Origin of the sequence: Flavobacterium sp., from assembly GCF_965284515.1 — a bacterium.
In the GTDB taxonomy this organism is placed as follows: domain Bacteria; phylum Bacteroidota; class Bacteroidia; order Flavobacteriales; family Flavobacteriaceae; genus Flavobacterium.
This window is the reverse complement of record NZ_OZ260089.1, coordinates 973131-990639: the sequence shown is the minus strand read 5'-3', so window position 1 is coordinate 990639 and position 17509 is coordinate 973131. Positions and strand designations below refer to the sequence as shown.

Here is a 17509-nt window from a genome sequence, read left to right as displayed (position 1 = left end):
AAAGTTTTTAATAAGTAACGTTTATTACTTAATACGGAATTGAATATACGTAATAGCTTTATTAATCTCTAAATATTGTCCTTCATAAAAAGTTTGAATACTTGTAACTTCTTCTGGAGCACCTTCATTTTTATATACATTGTGATTTGCATAAATAACTTCATGACCAGCTCCGTGCAACAAACCAAGAGTATAACCGTGCATAAATTCACTATCTGTTTTCAAATGCATTAAACCATTTGGTTTTAGTACTTTTTTATAATTTTCTAAAAAAGTAGCATTTGTCATTCTATGCTTTGTACGCTTGTATTTTATTTGTGGATCTGGGAAAGTAATCCAAATTTCATCTACTTCATCTTTTGCAAAACAATGTTCAATAAGCTCAATTTGAGTACGAACAAAGGCAACATTACTCATGTTTTCTTCAATTGCAGTTTTAGCACCTCGCCAAAAACGAGCTCCTTTTATATCTATACCTATAAAATTTTTATTCGGGTTTAATTTAGCTAAACCAACCGAATATTCTCCTTTTCCACAACCTAACTCTAAAACAACTGGATTGTCATTTTTAAAAAAATCTGATTTCCATTTTCCTTTTAAGGGAAATTCGCCACTTACTACCTCTTCTCTACTTGGTTGAAAAACATTTGCAAATGTTTCGTTTTCTTTAAATCGTTTTAATTTATTTTTGCTACCCACTTCAATTTATTTTTGGCAAAACTACTAAAAATAAAGTTTTGATAATCTTTATATAACCTTATAAAGTAGAAAAAAATCTTTTTTTGTAAAAATTTTTATAGTGAAGAAACGAAAAGTAGAACTTGCTGTAATTTCCGATGTACATCTTGGAACATATGGTTGTCATGCAAAAGAATTATTAGAATATTTATCTTCAATTAAACCTAAAACACTTATTTTAAACGGAGATATCATAGATATTTGGCAATTTAGAAAATCGTATTTCCCTCAAAATCATTTGAAAGTTATCAAGAAAATAATATCAATGAGTTCTAAAGGAACTAAAGTGTATTACATGACTGGAAATCATGATGAGTTTTTGAGGAAATTTACCGATTTACACTTAGGAAATTTAAGTTTGCTTAACAAGTTGGTTCTAGATTTAGATGGCAAAAAAGCTTGGATATTTCACGGAGATGTTTTTGATGCTTCAATAACCCACGCAAAATGGCTAGCCAAATTAGGCGGTTGGGGTTATGATATTTTGATTTTAATAAACCGATTTATTAATTGGATTTTAGCAAAAATGAATAAAGAACCTTATTCTTTGTCTAGAAAAATAAAAAGCAATGTAAAATCGGCGGTAAAATTCATTACCAATTTTGAAAATGTTTGTACCGAATTAGCCATCGAAAACAAGTATGACTATGTGATTTGTGGGCACATTCATGAACCAAAAATGGAAGTTATAGAAAATGATAAAGGAAAAACATTATACTTAAATTCTGGTGATTGGATAGAAAATTTAACTGCGCTTGAATACAATAATAAAAAATGGAAACTATACAAACATGAACCACATAATTTAATTACCGAAGAAGACAATTTTGAATATGAAAATAAATTAGCTGAACAATTTATTTCTGTTTTAAAAAATTAAATTTGTAAAGAACATAATAAAAATGAAAAAAATTCTAGTAGCACCCCTAAACTGGGGATTAGGTCATGCCACAAGATGTATCCCTATTATAAATGGGTTAATTGACAATGGATTTGAACCCGTAATAGCATCTGATGGTGTTGCTTTAGAGTTATTAAAAAAAGAGTTTCCAAAGCTCATTTCATTTGAATTACCTTCTTATGATATTCAATATGCAGTAAATGGAAAAAATTTTAAATGGAAAATGTTTATCCAAATTCCTAAAATAATTTCAGCAGTTCGAAAAGAACAAAAAATAGTCGCAAAAATTATAAATGCTTATCATTTTGACGGCATAATTTCTGACAACCGATTAGGCGTTTATTCAAATGAATTACCCTCTGTGTTTATTACACATCAATTAAATGTTTTAACCGGAAGCACATCATGGTTAACAACAAAATTACACAAAAGATATATTCAAAAATTTAATGAATGTTGGGTTCCTGATGTTGAAAACAGTCCAAATTTATCGGGAAAACTAGGTCATACTTCAGAGAAAATTAAAAATGTAAAATACATTGGACCATTAAGTAGATTGTCCAAGAAAACTACACAAACTGTTTATGATTTGATGGTTCTACTATCTGGACCAGAACCTCAACGAACCATTTTAGAAGATAAAATAATTTCGGAACTAAAGAATTATAAAGGTAATGTTGTTTTTATAAAGGGTGTTGTCCAAAAAGAGCAAACCATAGAACAGATTGGTAATATTACCTATTATAACTTTATGGAGAGCCATGAAATTGAAACTGCTTTTAATGAAAGTAATTTTATTCTTTGTCGCTCTGGATACACTACCGTTATGGATTTGGCAAAACTGAATAAAAAGGCATTTTTTATACCTACTCCAGGACAATACGAACAGGAATATTTGGCAAATAAATTTAAAAAAGAAGGTATTATTCCTTCTTGCAAACAAGAAAATTTTAAAATAGAAAAACTAAATAAAATTGATTTATACAAAGGCTTTTCTAGCAATAACGAAAAAATTAATTGGGAGCAATTATTTGGCCTTTTCTAAAGTAAAAGAAAATTCAGAACCAACTCCAAACTCACTTTCAATATAGATTTTTTCATTATGCCCTTCAATAATGTGTTTTACTATTGCTAACCCTAAACCAGAGCCACCTTCACTTCTAGCTCCACTTTTATCAACTCTGTAAAAACGTTCAAAAAGCCTTGAAATGTGTTTTTTTTCAATTCCTTCTCCATTATCTGTTATTCTTACAATAACTTTATTATTTACTAAATTTTCTATCCCTACTTCTGTAGTCCCTCTTTTTTTTCCGTACTTAATTGAATTTACAACTAAATTAGTTACCACTTGCTGAATTTTTTCTTGATCGGCATATACTATAATTGGTTCAGAGTACTTTGTATCAAAAGTCAACGAAATGTCTTTTTTAGCAGCTTTCATCTCCAGTAATTCAAAAACATTTTGGACAAGAGTAACAATATCAAATTCAGTTTTTTCAAGATGAATTTCTCCTATTTCTAATTTAGTAATTAAATCTAAATCTTTAACGATATAAATTAATCGCTCAACCCCTTTCTCAGCTCTTTGTAAGTATTTTTCTTGAATGTTTTTATCATACATTGCTCCGTCTAAAAGTGTTGACAGATAACCTTGAACGGTAAATAAAGGGGTTTTTAATTCATGAGAAACGTTTCCTAAAAATTCTCTTCTATATTCTTCCCTAATCTTTAAAGTTTCAATTTCAAGTTTTTTATCTCTTGCAAATTTTTGAACTTCTTGAGATAGTGTTTTAAAGTCGGTTGTTATAGGTTGGTTTTTAAAAGAACTGTTTTCAAGTAAAGAAACATCATCGTATATTTTTTTTACTCTTCTATAAATGAATTTTTCAACCCTGAATTGTAAAACAAGAAAAGAAAACAAGAGTACAAAAAGTACAATTATTAATAAATAAAAATAATTTGTGTGGATTAAAAAATAATTGAACAAAAACAACAAAGCCATTACAAAAAGAGAAATGTAAATAGAGGACTTTATTGCAAACTTGTATGATTTTTTAAAATTAAAACTCATTAAAACTCAATTTTATAACCGACACCTTTAATCGTTTTAAAAAATTCGTCGCCAATTTTTTCTCTTAATTTTCTAATATGCACATCTATAGTTCTTCCTCCTACTACTACTTCATTTCCCCAAACTTTATCTAAGATTTCTTCTCTGGTAAATACTTTTCCTGGCTTAGAGGCTAATAAATAAAACAGTTCAAACTCTTTTCTTGGCAAAATTATTTCTTTACCTTCTTTAACAATTTTATATTCTTCTCTGTTTATTTCAATACCACCGACATTTAAGACATCCGAAGATTCAACAAAATCCTTAACTCTTCTCAACAAGGCCTTTACTTTACTTACTAAGATTCTTGGTTTTATAGGTTTAGGAATATAATCATCAGCGCCAGCATCAAACCCTGCCATTTGAGAATAATCTTCCGATCGAGCGGTTAAAAATGTAATTATTGTGTTTTGCAATTCAGGAAACTGTCTAATTTTCTCACAAGCTTCAATACCGTCCATTTCAGGCATCATTACATCCATAATTATCAATTGAGGCAATTCTGTCTTTGCTACTTGAATTGCTTCCCGACCATTTGAAGCAGTAACTATTTTATATCCTTCTTGAGATAAATTATAACCTACAATTTCCAAAATATCTGACTCATCATCGACCAATAAAATAGTAATATCCTGATTATTCATTTCTTTAAATTAAGATTTAATTTAGTAAAGATAAAACAAATAATAACTAAACAATTCACTTAACAATTATTTAATGTCTTAACCATATGATAACATAATATAAATAAAAGCATAACACGTGGTTAACAGTCTATTAATTTTATAGCAGTTTCTTTGCACCCAAATTAGAACACACAACATGAAATTTAATTCGTTACTTTTATTTTTATTATTTAGTCTTATTGGTTTTTCACAAAACGGAAGAGTTGCTGGAACAATTTTAGACAAAGAATACGACAATGAACCATTAGTTTTTGCAAACGTTCTTATCAAAGGAACTACTATAGGTACTTCAACAGATGATTTTGGAAAATATTCAATTTCTCTTAAACCTGGAAACTACACTTTAATTATAAATTATTTAGGTTACGAAACAAAAGAGTTTCCAATTACTATTAAAGCAAATCAAACTGTAACAATTAATCATACTCTTGAAGCAAGTGGTGTGCAATTAGAAGATGTTGTTGTTGTACATTCAATTACTAAAGAAAGTGAGTCAGCTTTATTAAATGAACAACAAAAGTCAGTTGAAATCAAACAAGCAATTGGAGCAGAAGAGATTTCGAAAAAAGGTATTAGCGATGTTGCAGCCGCAGTTGCAAAAACAACAGGTATTTCTAAACAAGAAGGATCTAGCAGTATTTTTGTAAGAGGATTAGGAGACCGTTATAATTCAACTACAATGAATGGTCTACCTCTACCCTCTAACAATCCGTCAAACAAAAACATCTCTTTAGATATTTTTTCTACTGATATTGTAGAATATATAGGTATCGACAAAACATATAATTATAGAAATTATGGTGATTTTGCTGGAGCAAATGTTGATATTGTTTCTAAAAATTATAAAGGGAGTGGAATAGTTGAATTAGGAACTGGAATGGGAATAAATTCTAATGCAATTACACAAAATAAATTTTACCTACAAGATGGTCCAAATTTTCACGGATTTAGCAATGAAGGAATACCAAGTAATCCTTTAGCTTCATATAATTTTAATACAAGTTGGGACAAACAAGGTCAAACACCAGTAAACAGTTCAATGTACTTAAGAGGTGGTGATTCTTTTAGTTTTGGAGAAACAAGCAAATTAAGTTTCTTTTTAAATGCTTCTTTTGACAATGGCTACACTTACAAAGAAGGTATACGAAGAGGTGGAGTTGAAGCAAGTCAAGGAATTGCCAAAAAAGATTTATATAGAAAATCTTATGACTACGCAACAAATTCTAACTTAATGGCTAACATTAATTACAAAATTAATAACAACCATAATTTAAGAATTAACTCAATGTTCATCAACTCTTCTTCTCAAAAACACGAAGAGTTCACAGGGGTTTTAGATATTTTTGACAACGCTACTGAAGGAGGTGGTTTTATCCGTCGTTCAACATTCGATAGAACTGCATTATTAGTAAATCAATTATTAGGTGAACATAAATTTGGAGAAAGAACAACTTTTGATTGGGGACTTTCTTATAATATGTTATCTAATGTAGTGCCAGATCGTATGCAAAACACTTTTACTCCAAGCGACCAAAGCGATCCATCATCTCCCCTAATTCCTTCAGACTTAAATCAATCTGATAATCATAGATTCTATCAAGACATGACAGATGATGAAGTTGCAGGAAACTTTACACTTTCATACAAATTTGGAAAAAATGATGATAGTTCCTATAAAGGGAAATTCATTGCAGGATATAGTGCACGTTATAAAGAAATTAATTTTGATGCAACTCAAATAAACATTGGAATAAGCAGAACTATTACTCAACCTAATATAGATTTAAATAACATTGACGGTTATTTTAATCAAAATAATTTTAATGCAGGATTATTTACCTTAAGAACTTTTAGAGGTGGCTTATCCTCTCCAAACGCTTTAGATCCACAAAACTTTAATGGACAACAAATAATTTCAGCTGGTTTTGGGGCAATTGAATACCAGTTTACTCCAAAATTATATGTAATTGCTGCATTCCGTTCTGAGTTTATAATTCAAGATATTTTTTATGACACGTCGTTAAAACAAGGAAAAACGTTATTTGACACAATGGAATATCTTCCTTCTTTATCAGCAAAATATGAGTTAACAGAAAAGCAAAATTTAAAACTTGCTGCAAGTAAAACTTATACCTTGCCACAATTTAAAGAAAGAGCACCTTTCTTATTTGAAGAAGTTGGACAATCTTATATTGGTAACCCAAGTTTATACAACTCAACAGATTATAATTTTGATTTAAAATGGGAATATTTCCCTAAAAATGGAGAAGTTATATCTTTAACAGGTTTTGGTAAATACATTCAAAATCCAATTAACGAAGTTACTATTGCATCTGCAACAAATGACATTTCTTGGGTAAACTCTGGTGAAAAAGCAATTGGAATAGGAGGTGAGCTTGAAATAAGAAAAAATTTAATAGCAAGAGAAAATTTTAGCACAAATAAGAACACAAATTTATCTTCTGGATTAAATATTTCATACTTACATACAACACAAGATTTGGATTCTGAAAAAGTAAGCAGAGAAACCGATGGACTAGGTGTAGCTTTTACAAATAATGACTCAAGATTAACAGGAGCGTCAGATTTATTAATAAATGCAGATATGAGTTTTAATAAAGACTTCTCAAAAGAAAAATCTTTAACCGCAACTTTATCTGGCTCGTATTTTTCTGACAGAATTGCTGCGTTAGGCGTAACTGGAAAAGGAGATCTAGTAGATAGTGAAGTAGTAGCTGTTGATTTCATATTAAAATTTAAATTCAACAAGAATATTGGGTTTGGGTTTAGTGCAAGAAACTTAACCGATCCAACTATTGAAAGAAAACAAGATATTCAAAATGTAGTAGTTGACTCTTACAAAAAAGGAAGAAACTTTAGTTTATCTATGAAATACTCATTCTAAACAACTTGTTAACATTCTGTAAATATTTAAGAGCAATTTCAACTGAAATTGCTCTTTTTTTTAATAATTGGTTAACATTAGCTTAAAACTTATTTCAAACTTCAAATCTATATTTGCATTATAAAATTAAACAACATAAAACAATGAAAAATTTATTTTTATCAACACTAGCAATTGCAGCTATTACCTTTACTTCTTGTTCAAGAGATGATGACAATTCAAATAACAATGGAGGATCAGTAACTATTAATGCTGCTGATTTCAAAGGAGAATTATTAAGTGGACAATCTGCAACTTTAAATCCAAATCTAGTTTACAACTTAACTGGTTCATTCATTGTAAGAGGAGGAGCTACTTTAACAATTCCTGCAGGTACAAGAATTGAAGCTACTGGAGGAACTTCTTCTTATATTGCAGTTGCACAAGATGGTTTATTATACGTAAATGGAACATCTACAAACCCAGTTGTTATGACTTCTGGAAATGCTGCACCTGCAACAGGAGACTGGGGAGGTTTAGTAATTTGTGGTAAAGCAAACACTAACAAAGGTGGGTCTACAGGTCAAACTGCAACTTCTGAAGTAGGTGATTTAACTTACGGAGGAACTGAAAACACAGATAGTTCAGGAGTTATTCGTTATTTAAGAGTAGAATATACAGGTGCTGCTTTTAACGGTGATAAAGAATTTAATGGAGTATCATTATTTGGTGTAGGTTCAGGAACAGTATTTGAATACATTCAAGCATACAAAAGTGGTGATGATGGTATCGAATTTTTTGGTGGAGCAGTAAATGCTAAATATTTAATCGCATTACATAGTGAAGATGATGCAATAGATTTCGCTGATGGATATTCTGGAACTCTTGAAAATGTTTTTATTAAAGACGTAGCAAAAGCTGGTGTAGAAGGTTCAAACAACGGGGATAATGGAGCTGCCACTCCAACTACAAATGTAACTTTAAAAAACTTTACAATTTTAAAAGGAGCTTTAGCTGGTTCAGAGCATGGAATGTACTTAAAAGAAGGTGCAGGAATGTGGGATTGCCAAAACATCTACATTGATGGCTTCACAAAAGGTTTAAAAATTAAAAACACAACAGATGATCCAAATGCAAATTCAAATGTTGATAATGGAAATATAACTTTTAACCCTATTTATTTTGGAGGTTCTGTTACAACTCAATCAGAATATGCAGGAGCAAATACAACTTATTTAACAGTAGATTCAAATACAGGAGCTGGAAACAGTGGTTCAAATCCGTCATGGGCGACAGGTTGGACAGCCGGTTTATAATTAGCTGAAAAATAAAAATAAAAACCCTAATTCGTTAGGGTTTTTTTATGGTATCATTTTTGTATTTATATATAAAAAATTCTTATCTTTACACTATATAACTATGCGAATGATAAAAAAATACTTTTATACTATTTTAATTTTTTCAGTTTTATTTGCTTTTGAGGGACATTCTCAAGTAAATAAATCGCAGGAACCTACTATTGAGGGGTTAACTATTTATCCTAACCCTGTTAATTCTGGAAAAATATATGTTACCTCTAAATCTTCACTAGATAAAAAAATTGAAATTTTTGATGTATTAGGCAAAAAGGTCTTAGAAACAACAACTTCAAACAAAGAAGTTAATATTTCTAACCTTACAGCAGGAATTTACATAATAAAAATTAAAGAAGGTGATAATTCAGCAACAAGAAAACTAATTGTCAATTAATTAAAGACATACCCCAAAATCTAAAATTAACCATTAAATAACAATCTCGTTATGCACGCATAATGAAATATTATTATCTTTGTACAATATTTAAAAAAACAAAAAAATGAAAAAACTTTACATTTTAACTTTATTATTCATTTCAACTTTGTCTTTTGGGCAAAATCTTGCTGTTAATGGAGACTTTGAAAGTTGGACCGTTGGTGTATTAGACACTTGGACATCTGAAGCAGGTACAATAGTAGAAGAAGAATCGGTAATTTTTAATGGCGGAGCTAAATCTGCTAAAATAACGGTTACTACTCAGACTCAAGGAAACACAGATTTTCAACAAACTATAAACGTAGTTGCAGGTGTAACTTATGACGTATCGGTTGATGTTTATCAGTTAGACAATGCTTCAAGAGCTAGAATGGTTATCAACAATGTTTTCGATGGCCCTTATTCTGACGACACAATGCTTAACCAATGGCAGACTTTAACTTATACTTTTGTTGCTGGTGCAACTGGACCTGTAACAATTGGCTTAAGGTTTTATGACACTGCTGCAAATTGGGCTGGTAATGGTAATCAATCGGTAATGTATATTGATAATTTTTCATTTGTAGCGCAATCAGCTCCTAGCATTGCAATTGTTAGTCCTATTGAAGGGTCAACAACATTAAACACAGATGTTGACGTTACATTAAGTGTTCAAAATTTTGCAGTTGCTACTGCAGGAATGGGAGATGGACACATACATTATACTGTTGATGCTGGTGGAACAGTTATGAAATATGACACTACTCCAATTTCTTTAACAGGATTGTCTGTAGGCCCTCACACGGTTTATGTTGAGTTGGTTGATGATTCACACACACCTATAGCTCCCGCTGCTAATGCTACAGTAAATTTCGAAGTTGTCGCTCTTAACACAATGGCAACAATCGCAGATGTAAGAAATGATGTTATAGCAAATGGAGCTGGTAAATTTTATGAAATTACTGGAGAAGCTATAGTAACTTATGCTAGAACTACGAGAAATCAAAAATACATTCAGGATGCTACTGGTGCTATTTTAATTGATGACAATACTAATGTTATCACAAATACATTTGGAATTGGTGATGGGATGACAGGATTAAAAGGTCAAACATCATTATTTAATGGCGTATTACAATTATTACCAATTGAAGACATAACTTCTTCATCAACAAGTAATACAATTACTCCTCAAGTAGTTACAGCCGCTGATATTACAGCAAGTATTGAAACTTATGAAAGTGAATTAGTTCAAATAAATGCCGCATCATTTACAACTGCAGATGGCATGCTTACTTTTACAACAAATAGCAATTTTAATCTTAATGATGGTTCAGATATTGCTTTTAGAACTATGTTTGCAGAAGCAAATTATATTGGACTAACTGTTCCTGTTGGAGCACAAAATATAGTAGTATTAGTAGCTGAATTTAATGGAACAGCTCAAGTTGTAGCTCGTAATGTGGTTGATATGCCTTTAGAAACAAGAGCTTTCAACGCAATTGACGGATTAACAATGTATCCTAATCCATCTAATGGAAACACATTATATTTTACTACTTCTGCAAATGCCGAATTAGACATTCAAGTATTTGACGTTTTAGGAAAACAAATTATTAATTCTAAAGTATTAAATAACGCTTTAAATATTTCAAATTTAAATCAAGGAATTTATATCGTTAAAGTTACTGAAGAAGGAAAAACAGCTACTAGAAAATTAGTAGTTAAATAATTCTAAAAAAATAAAACACAAAGAAAGCACTAACATTTAGTTAGTGCTTTTTTATTTTATAGCTTTGTAAAAAAATAGTTTGATTAATTCTAACGATATATTTACCATTTCAACTAAAAAGGAATTTGAGAAAATCGCCCTAAAGGTTTTCCGATTTCAATTTGATCATAATTTAGTATATCAAAAATTTTGTACTCTTTTAAATAAGAATAAAGAAAACGTAAAATCATTAATAGAAATACCCTTTTTACCCATTCAATTTTTTAAAAGTCATGAAGTATTAAGTTCCTCAGAAACTATTCAAATAACATTTACAAGTAGCGGAACAACTGGAATGCAAACCAGTAAACATTTTGTAACTGATATTTCTTTATATGAGCAAAGCTACAGAAACGCATTTTCTGAATTCTATGGCAATATTGAAGATTATTGTGTTTTAGCCTTGCTTCCATCTTACTTAGATCGAGAAGGTTCATCTTTGATCTATATGGTAGAAGATTTGATTCAAAGCTGTAACCATAAAGACAGTGGTTTTTATTTGAATAATTATGATGAGCTTATCTCAAAGTTAATTGAACTTGATAATTCAGGACAAAATGTAATTTTGATTGGTGTGACTTATGCTTTATTAGATTTGATTGAAATACATAAGTTTCAATTGAAAAACACAATTATTATGGAAACCGGAGGCATGAAAGGAAAAAGAAAAGAAATGATTCGTGAAGAATTGCATGAAATTCTTTGCAACGATTTTGGCGTTCCTGTTATTCATTCTGAATACGGAATGACCGAATTATTATCGCAAGCTTATTCTCTAGGAAATGGAGTATTTGAATGTCCAAATTGGATGCAAATTCTTATTAGAGACACTGAAGATGCATTAACCTATGTAAAAGAAGGAAAAACAGGCGGAATTAACGTTATTGACCTAGCAAACATTAATTCTTGTTCGTTTATTGCTACACAAGATTTAGGTAAAAAAAATCCCAACCATTCTTTCGAAGTGCTGGGACGTTTTGATAATTCTGACATACGTGGTTGTAACTTAATGGTTTTATAATTACTTTACTCTAACTACAAAATAATTTTTCTTTCCTCTTTGTAAAAGAATAAACTCATCACTTACTAAATCTTTAGTTGAAACTGTATATTCTTCAGCAATTTTCTCTTTATTGATAGAAATAGAGTTTTCTTTCAAAGCCCTTCTAACCTCTCCATTAGAAGCTAAAAAACCTGTTTTTTCATTTAAGAAAGCGATTATGTCTATTCCCGCTTCAATATCTGATTTTGAAACTTCAGCAACAGGAATACCTTCAAAAACATCTTCCAATTCTTTAACAGACAATGTTCTCAAATCAGACATGTCTTTACTAAAAAATGCACCTGATGAAAATATAGCTCTATCTAAATCATCTTGAGAATGCACCAAAATCATAACCTCTTCTGCTAATCGCTTTTGCAAAACTCTTAAATGTGGCGCTTCAGTGTGTTCGGCAATTAAAGCATCAATTGTTGCTTTATCTAAAAACGTGAAAATTTTAATGTATTTCTCAGCATCAACATCTGAAGTATTCAACCAAAATTGGTAAAATTTATATGGTGATGTTTTATCGGCACTTAACCAAATATTTCCACCTTCAGATTTTCCAAACTTAGAACCGTCTGCTTTTGTAATTAATGGACAAGTCATTGCGTAAGCTTTCGAACGCTCTTCATTGTCTACATTCATTCTACGGACTAATTCCGTTCCTGTTGTGATGTTTCCCCATTGGTCGCTTCCTCCCATTTGAAGTAAACAATTATATTCTTTATTCAAATGATAAAAATCGTAACCTTGAATTAATTGGTACGTAAACTCAGTAAAACTCATTCCTTCTCCACCTTCTTCACCACTTAAACGCTTTTTTACAGAATCTTTTGCCATCATGTAATTAACTGTAATTCTTTTACCAACTTCACGCGCAAAATCAATGAATGAAAAGTTTTTCATCCAATCGTAATTATTAACTAACATAGGTGCCATAGCATCAGTAGCTTCAAAATCTAAAAATTTAGAAAGAACCTCTTTAATCCCATCTACATTATGATTAAGAGTAGTTTCATCTAGTAAGTTTCTTTCATTAGATTTTCCAGAAGGATCTCCTATCATACCTGTTGCACCACCAACTAAAGCGATTGGTCTATGTCCATAATTTCTAATGTGTTTTAATAATATAATTGGCACTAAACTACCAATATGTAATGAGTCTGAAGTTGGATCAAAACCTATATAAACAGCTGTTGGCTCTTTTAATAGTTGTTCTTCTGTACCTGGCATAATATCATGCACGAGTCCTCTCCATTGTAATTCTTCAATTAAATTTTTCATTTCTATTATTAAATTTCGACAAAGATAAGAAATACAATAGCAATGACAATAAGCAAATTCAATGTCAATTTTAAATTTTAATTAAAAATCTATTTATCTTTACGAAATGATATTAGTAACAGGAGCAACAGGTTTAGTAGGTTCACATTTACTTGTAAAATTACTTCAAGAAGAAAAGAAAGTAAAAGCATTATATAGAAATGAAAAAAATATTGAAGCGGTTAAAAACGTTTTTAAATATAAAAATAGCATCCAATTATTTGATAAAATTCATTGGATAAAAGGTGATATAAATGACATTCCTTCTTTAAACATTGCTTTTGAAAATGTTACAAATGTTTATCATTGTGCTGCTTTAATTTCGTTTGACCCAAATGATGAAGAACTGCTTAGAAAAACCAATATTGAAGGAACAGCCAATGTTGTGAACTGTTGCATTGATTTTGGCATAAAGAAAATTTGCCATGTGAGTTCAATTGCAGCTCTTGGAGATACCAAAGAGAACGAGTATTCAATTACTGAAGAAACAGAATGGAATCCTGAAAAACTTCATGGTGATTATGCTATTTCAAAATTTGGAGCTGAAACTGAAGTTTGGAGAGCTCATCAAGAAGGAGTTAAAGCAGTAATTGTTAATCCAGGTGTTATTTTCGGTTATGGTTTCCCTTATCAAGGAAGTGGATTAATTATCGGAAAAGTAAAAAAAGGACTTCCTTTTTACACTAAAGGGAAAACTGGAATTGTTGCTGTTGAAGATGTAGTTAACTGCATGACTTTATTAATGAATAGTGATACAAATGGCGAGCGATTTACAGTAGTTAGCGAAAACACAAGCTTTAATTCACTTTTAAAAATGATTGCAAAGGGGTTAGATGTAAAACCACCAAGCATATATGCAAATAAATGGCTTACAAGTTTAAGTTGGAGAGTTGATTGGCTAGTTTCAAAAATTACTTTTAGGAAAAGGAAATTTACAAGAGCAACAGCAATTTCTTCTCACAGTATTGATGTTTACGAAAACTCCAAAACCATTAATGACCTAAATTATTCATATACCAATATGGAAGATTATTTAATTAATCTTGTACTGGAATATAAACAGCCTTAGACTCATCGTCACCCACTTTTTCACTTTTGGTTGTAACGTTTTCTAAGTTTTTTGTTTTTTGTTCAATTCTATCAATTACTTTTTTGTACATCTTATTATATAACTTTATATCAGCTGCATAATATTTATGATTTTGATAATAAGTAAGGCTATCTATTTTGTACTTCTCATAAATAAAACTATTTGTTTTTATATTATTTGAAGCCAATTTCTCTGGCACATATCCATCAGCTGCTTGCAACAATGCAATATCATATAAGATATCAACCATTACATCTTCTCCAAGTAAATTGTCTGGAGTAGGAACAGGGTTTTTATTACATCCGAGCAATGATAACAGAATTAATGAACAAAGTATTTTTCTCATAATTATTCTCTTTCAAAAAGCAATCTTTTTCCAGCTTTTAAGTTTTTTACTTTTCCATTTGTATAAACTAAATTACCATTTACGAAAGTATGCATAACTCTTGACTTAAAATTAGTTCCTTCAAATGGCGACCACCCACACTTATATAAAATATTGTCTTTATTTACGACCCAAGGTTGATGAGTATTAACAATAACTAAATCTGCAAAATATCCTTCTTTTAAAAACCCTCTCTTTTCAATTTTAAAAATCTTAGCTGGATTATGACACATTTTTTCAACTAACTTTTCAACTGAAATTTTTCCGTTTAAATGGTTTTCAAACATAGCTACTAAAGCATGTTGAACTAGTGGACCGCCAGAAGGACAATCTAAATATTTGTTTTGTTTTTCCTCTATTGTATGAGGCGCATGATCTGTTGCAATTACATCAATTGTGTCATTAAGTAATGCTTTCCAAAGAGCATTTTTATCAGCTTCTGTTTTTACCGCAGGGTTCCATTTTATAAAAGCACCTTTAGTATCATAGTCTTTATCTGTAAACCAAAGGTGATGCAAACATACTTCAGCGGTAATTTGTTTTTCCTCTAATGGGATTTTATTTGTAAACAGTTCCATTTCTTTTGCTGTTGACAAATGAAAAACATGTAATCTTGCTCCGGTTTTTTTAGCCAACTCTATTGCTTTTGATGAAGAAATATAACAAGCCTCTTCACTTCTTATCAAATGATGTTTGTTCATAGGAATATCATCACCAAATTCTTCTTTATACTTTTCTAAATTTGCCTTAATAGTTCCTTCATCTTCACAATGAACAGCAATTAGCATTTTTGTAGAAGAAAAAATTTTTTCTAAAACTTCTTGATTATCAACCAACATATTACCAGTCGAAGAACCTAAAAACAACTTTACACCTGCAACATTTCGAGGATTCGTTTTTAAGATTTCTTCTAAATTATCATTTGTTCCTCCCATCATAAAAGAATAGTTGGCATACGAAGTTTCACTAGCAATTATGTATTTATCTTCTAGCAACTCTTGTGTAACCGCATTTGGAACTGTATTAGGTTGCTCTATAAAGCTTGTAATCCCACCTGCAACAGCCGCACGGCTTTCTGATTCGATATTCCCTTTATGCGTTAAGCCAGGTTCTCTAAAATGAACCTGATCATCAATTACACCAGGCACAAGATAATTCCCTTCAGCATCAATAACAGTAACATCTGATGATTTTAAACTAATTGATTCGGCAATTTCTTTAATGTATTCATTTTCAATTAACACATCACCTTCAAAAATCACTCCTTCATTTACAATTTTCGCATTCTTGATTAAAAACTTACTCATTATATTGTATTAAATATTTTTTTTATTCTTAATAGTATAACTCCAAAAACAGCTTCTCTTATAATTGAACCACTCATTTTAGACTGTCCTTTTGTTCTATCAGTAAAAATAATAGGCACTTCAACAATATTAAACTTTCGGATAAAAGCTCTATATTTCATTTCTATTTGAAACGCATATCCAATAAATTTTATTTTATCTAGTTTAATTGTTTCTAGAACAATTCTCCTATAACAAATAAAACCAGCGGTGGCATCATGAATTTTCATACCTGTAATTAATTTTACATAAACTGAAGCAAAATAAGACAATAAAACTCTGCTTAAGGGCCAGTTCACAACATTTACCCCTGTAGAATACCTTGATCCAATTGCAACATCGGCACCATCTACACATGCTTTATATAGTTTCACTAAATCTTTAGGATTATGAGAAAAATCGGCATCCATTTCAAAAATATATTCATAATCTCTTTCTAATGCCCATTTAAATCCGTGAACATAAGCGGTTCCTAAGCCAGATTTTTTGGAACGAATCTCAATAAAAAGCTTATTCTCAAATTGTTTTTGTAATTCAACTACTTTTAAAGATGTACCATCAGGAGAATTATCATCAACAATAAGAATATGAAAATCAGTCTTTAACAAAAAGACAGCGTTTATTATCGCTACGATATTTTCAATTTCATTATATGTTGGAATTACAACTATCCCTTTTGACATTTTTTAAAAATTTAAGTGACACAAAAATAAACTTTTTAGGCGGTTTATATCTTAATAAAATTATAATAATAGTAATGAATAGATTTTTTGTAATTTTACCTCATTATTATGGAAATAAATTACCAAGAAAGAATTTTAAACTATACCGATTGGGCGACTATATTATTCGCCTTAAGTATCTTTATTATTGCATTAAACAAGTCTGTTTTTCAGGTAAGATTTATAGAGTTCATGCGATTAGGAATTTCTGACAAATACACTAAGATTTATAAAGATAGCAACAACATGAATAGTGGTTTTACTATATCTATGTTTCTAGTTCAATTAATTTCTTTTTCTTTTTTTATTTTATTACTATTGAGTCATTACAAATATTCTACAAAAGAAAACATCATTATTTTTATTCAAATCATAACTTTTTTAGGCGTATTCATACTTTCAAAATACTTAATCGAAAAAATTATAGCCACAACTTTTAAAATTGAGAAGTTTGTAGACCAATTTAATTTGCTAAAAGTAAGCTATAGAACATATTTTGGCGTATTATTATTACCTATAAACTTAGTTTTATATTACAATTCTTTTAACGAAAACTGGATTTATCTGTCATTATTGCTGATTTTAATAGGTATTAATGTGATAACATATTTTATTACATTAAAAATTTATCAAAATGCAATTGTAGGCAAATTGTTTTATTTTATTTTATATCTTTGCACTCTTGAAATAGCACCATACTATTTCATGTACAAATGGATTATAAAAAACTAAAGGAAG

General features: G+C 30.1%; 16 protein-coding genes. 9 read left to right on the top strand and 7 right to left on the bottom strand.

Annotated features, from left to right (window positions below):
- Positions 1–24 precede the first annotated feature (24 nt).
- A complete protein-coding gene (trmB, locus tag ACQ65T_RS04500; RefSeq protein ID WP_430399903.1) occupies positions 25–699 on the bottom strand; it encodes a tRNA (guanosine(46)-N7)-methyltransferase TrmB in 675 nt (224 codons plus the stop codon).
- Positions 700–799: 100 nt separating this feature from the next.
- Between trmB and ACQ65T_RS04495 the strand changes: the two genes are divergently transcribed.
- Positions 800–1618, top strand: a complete 819-nt coding sequence (locus tag ACQ65T_RS04495; RefSeq protein ID WP_430399902.1) for a UDP-2,3-diacylglucosamine diphosphatase — start codon at positions 800–802, stop codon at positions 1616–1618.
- Positions 1619–1640: 22 nt separating this feature from the next.
- Positions 1641–2684: a glycosyltransferase gene (locus tag ACQ65T_RS04490; protein ID WP_430399901.1), complete on the top strand. Its 1044-nt coding sequence runs from the start codon at positions 1641–1643 to the stop codon at positions 2682–2684.
- Here ACQ65T_RS04490 and ACQ65T_RS04485 read toward each other — a convergent pair.
- Positions 2667–3710, bottom strand: a complete 1044-nt coding sequence (locus ACQ65T_RS04485; protein WP_430399900.1) for a sensor histidine kinase — start codon at positions 3708–3710, stop codon at positions 2667–2669. The two genes, ACQ65T_RS04490 and ACQ65T_RS04485, sit on opposite strands and share 18 nt — an antisense overlap.
- A complete protein-coding gene (locus ACQ65T_RS04480; protein WP_430399899.1) occupies positions 3710–4393 on the bottom strand; it encodes a response regulator transcription factor in 684 nt (227 codons plus the stop codon). Before ACQ65T_RS04480 ends, ACQ65T_RS04485 begins: the two co-directional genes overlap by 1 nt.
- 178 nt (positions 4394–4571) lie before the next feature.
- On the opposite strand from ACQ65T_RS04480, the gene ACQ65T_RS04475 reads away from it, so the two are divergent.
- The 5 genes from ACQ65T_RS04475 (at position 4572) to ACQ65T_RS04455 (ending at position 11881) form a co-directional block, all read left to right on the top strand.
- On the top strand, positions 4572–7340 hold the full coding sequence (locus tag ACQ65T_RS04475) for a TonB-dependent receptor domain-containing protein (RefSeq protein WP_430399898.1): 2769 nt from the start codon (positions 4572–4574) through the stop codon (positions 7338–7340).
- Between the two features lie 143 nt (positions 7341–7483).
- On the top strand, positions 7484–8635 hold the full coding sequence (locus ACQ65T_RS04470; protein WP_430399897.1) for a hypothetical protein: 1152 nt from the start codon (positions 7484–7486) through the stop codon (positions 8633–8635).
- A gap of 109 nt (positions 8636–8744) precedes the next feature.
- Positions 8745–9068, top strand: coding sequence for a T9SS type A sorting domain-containing protein (locus ACQ65T_RS04465; protein ID WP_430399896.1), 324 nt, complete (start codon positions 8745–8747; stop codon positions 9066–9068).
- Positions 9069–9174: 106 nt separating this feature from the next.
- The gene (locus tag ACQ65T_RS04460) at positions 9175–10821 is read left to right on the top strand and encodes a T9SS type A sorting domain-containing protein (protein ID WP_430399895.1); all 1647 of its coding nucleotides are present in this window, start codon (positions 9175–9177) and stop codon (positions 10819–10821) included.
- 79 nt (positions 10822–10900) lie between these two features.
- On the top strand, positions 10901–11881 hold the full coding sequence (locus ACQ65T_RS04455) for an acyl transferase (protein ID WP_430399894.1): 981 nt from the start codon (positions 10901–10903) through the stop codon (positions 11879–11881).
- Here ACQ65T_RS04455 and tyrS read toward each other — a convergent pair whose 3' ends face one another.
- On the bottom strand, positions 11882–13189 hold the full coding sequence (gene tyrS, locus ACQ65T_RS04450) for a tyrosine--tRNA ligase (RefSeq protein WP_430399893.1): 1308 nt from the start codon (positions 13187–13189) through the stop codon (positions 11882–11884).
- Positions 13190–13295: 106 nt separating this feature from the next.
- Here tyrS and ACQ65T_RS04445 point away from each other — a divergent pair, with 106 nt between their 5' ends.
- Positions 13296–14297 carry an NAD-dependent epimerase/dehydratase family protein gene (locus ACQ65T_RS04445; protein ID WP_430399892.1) on the top strand — a complete coding sequence of 334 codons (1002 nt, stop codon included), beginning with the start codon at positions 13296–13298 and terminating at the stop codon, positions 14295–14297.
- On the opposite strand, the gene ACQ65T_RS04440 is transcribed toward ACQ65T_RS04445, so the two are convergent.
- Genes ACQ65T_RS04440 through ACQ65T_RS04430 form a run of 3 tightly spaced genes read right to left on the bottom strand, consistent with a single transcriptional unit; the run spans position 14266 to position 16732 of the window.
- The gene (locus ACQ65T_RS04440) at positions 14266–14664 is read right to left on the bottom strand and encodes a DUF4296 domain-containing protein (protein ID WP_430399891.1); all 399 of its coding nucleotides are present in this window, start codon (positions 14662–14664) and stop codon (positions 14266–14268) included. The two genes, ACQ65T_RS04445 and ACQ65T_RS04440, sit on opposite strands and share 32 nt — an antisense overlap.
- A gap of 2 nt (positions 14665–14666) precedes the next feature.
- A complete protein-coding gene (locus ACQ65T_RS04435) occupies positions 14667–16010 on the bottom strand; it encodes a dihydroorotase (protein WP_430399890.1) in 1344 nt (447 codons plus the stop codon).
- Positions 16010–16732 carry a polyprenol monophosphomannose synthase gene (locus tag ACQ65T_RS04430; protein ID WP_430399889.1) on the bottom strand — a complete coding sequence of 241 codons (723 nt, stop codon included), beginning with the start codon at positions 16730–16732 and terminating at the stop codon, positions 16010–16012. The genes ACQ65T_RS04435 and ACQ65T_RS04430 overlap by 1 nt, the downstream gene beginning before the upstream one ends.
- Before the next feature lie 108 nt (positions 16733–16840).
- Here ACQ65T_RS04430 and ACQ65T_RS04425 point away from each other — a divergent pair, with 108 nt between their 5' ends.
- Positions 16841–17503, top strand: a complete 663-nt coding sequence (locus tag ACQ65T_RS04425; RefSeq protein ID WP_430399888.1) for a DUF4271 domain-containing protein — start codon at positions 16841–16843, stop codon at positions 17501–17503.
- Positions 17504–17509: the final 6 nt, after the last annotated feature.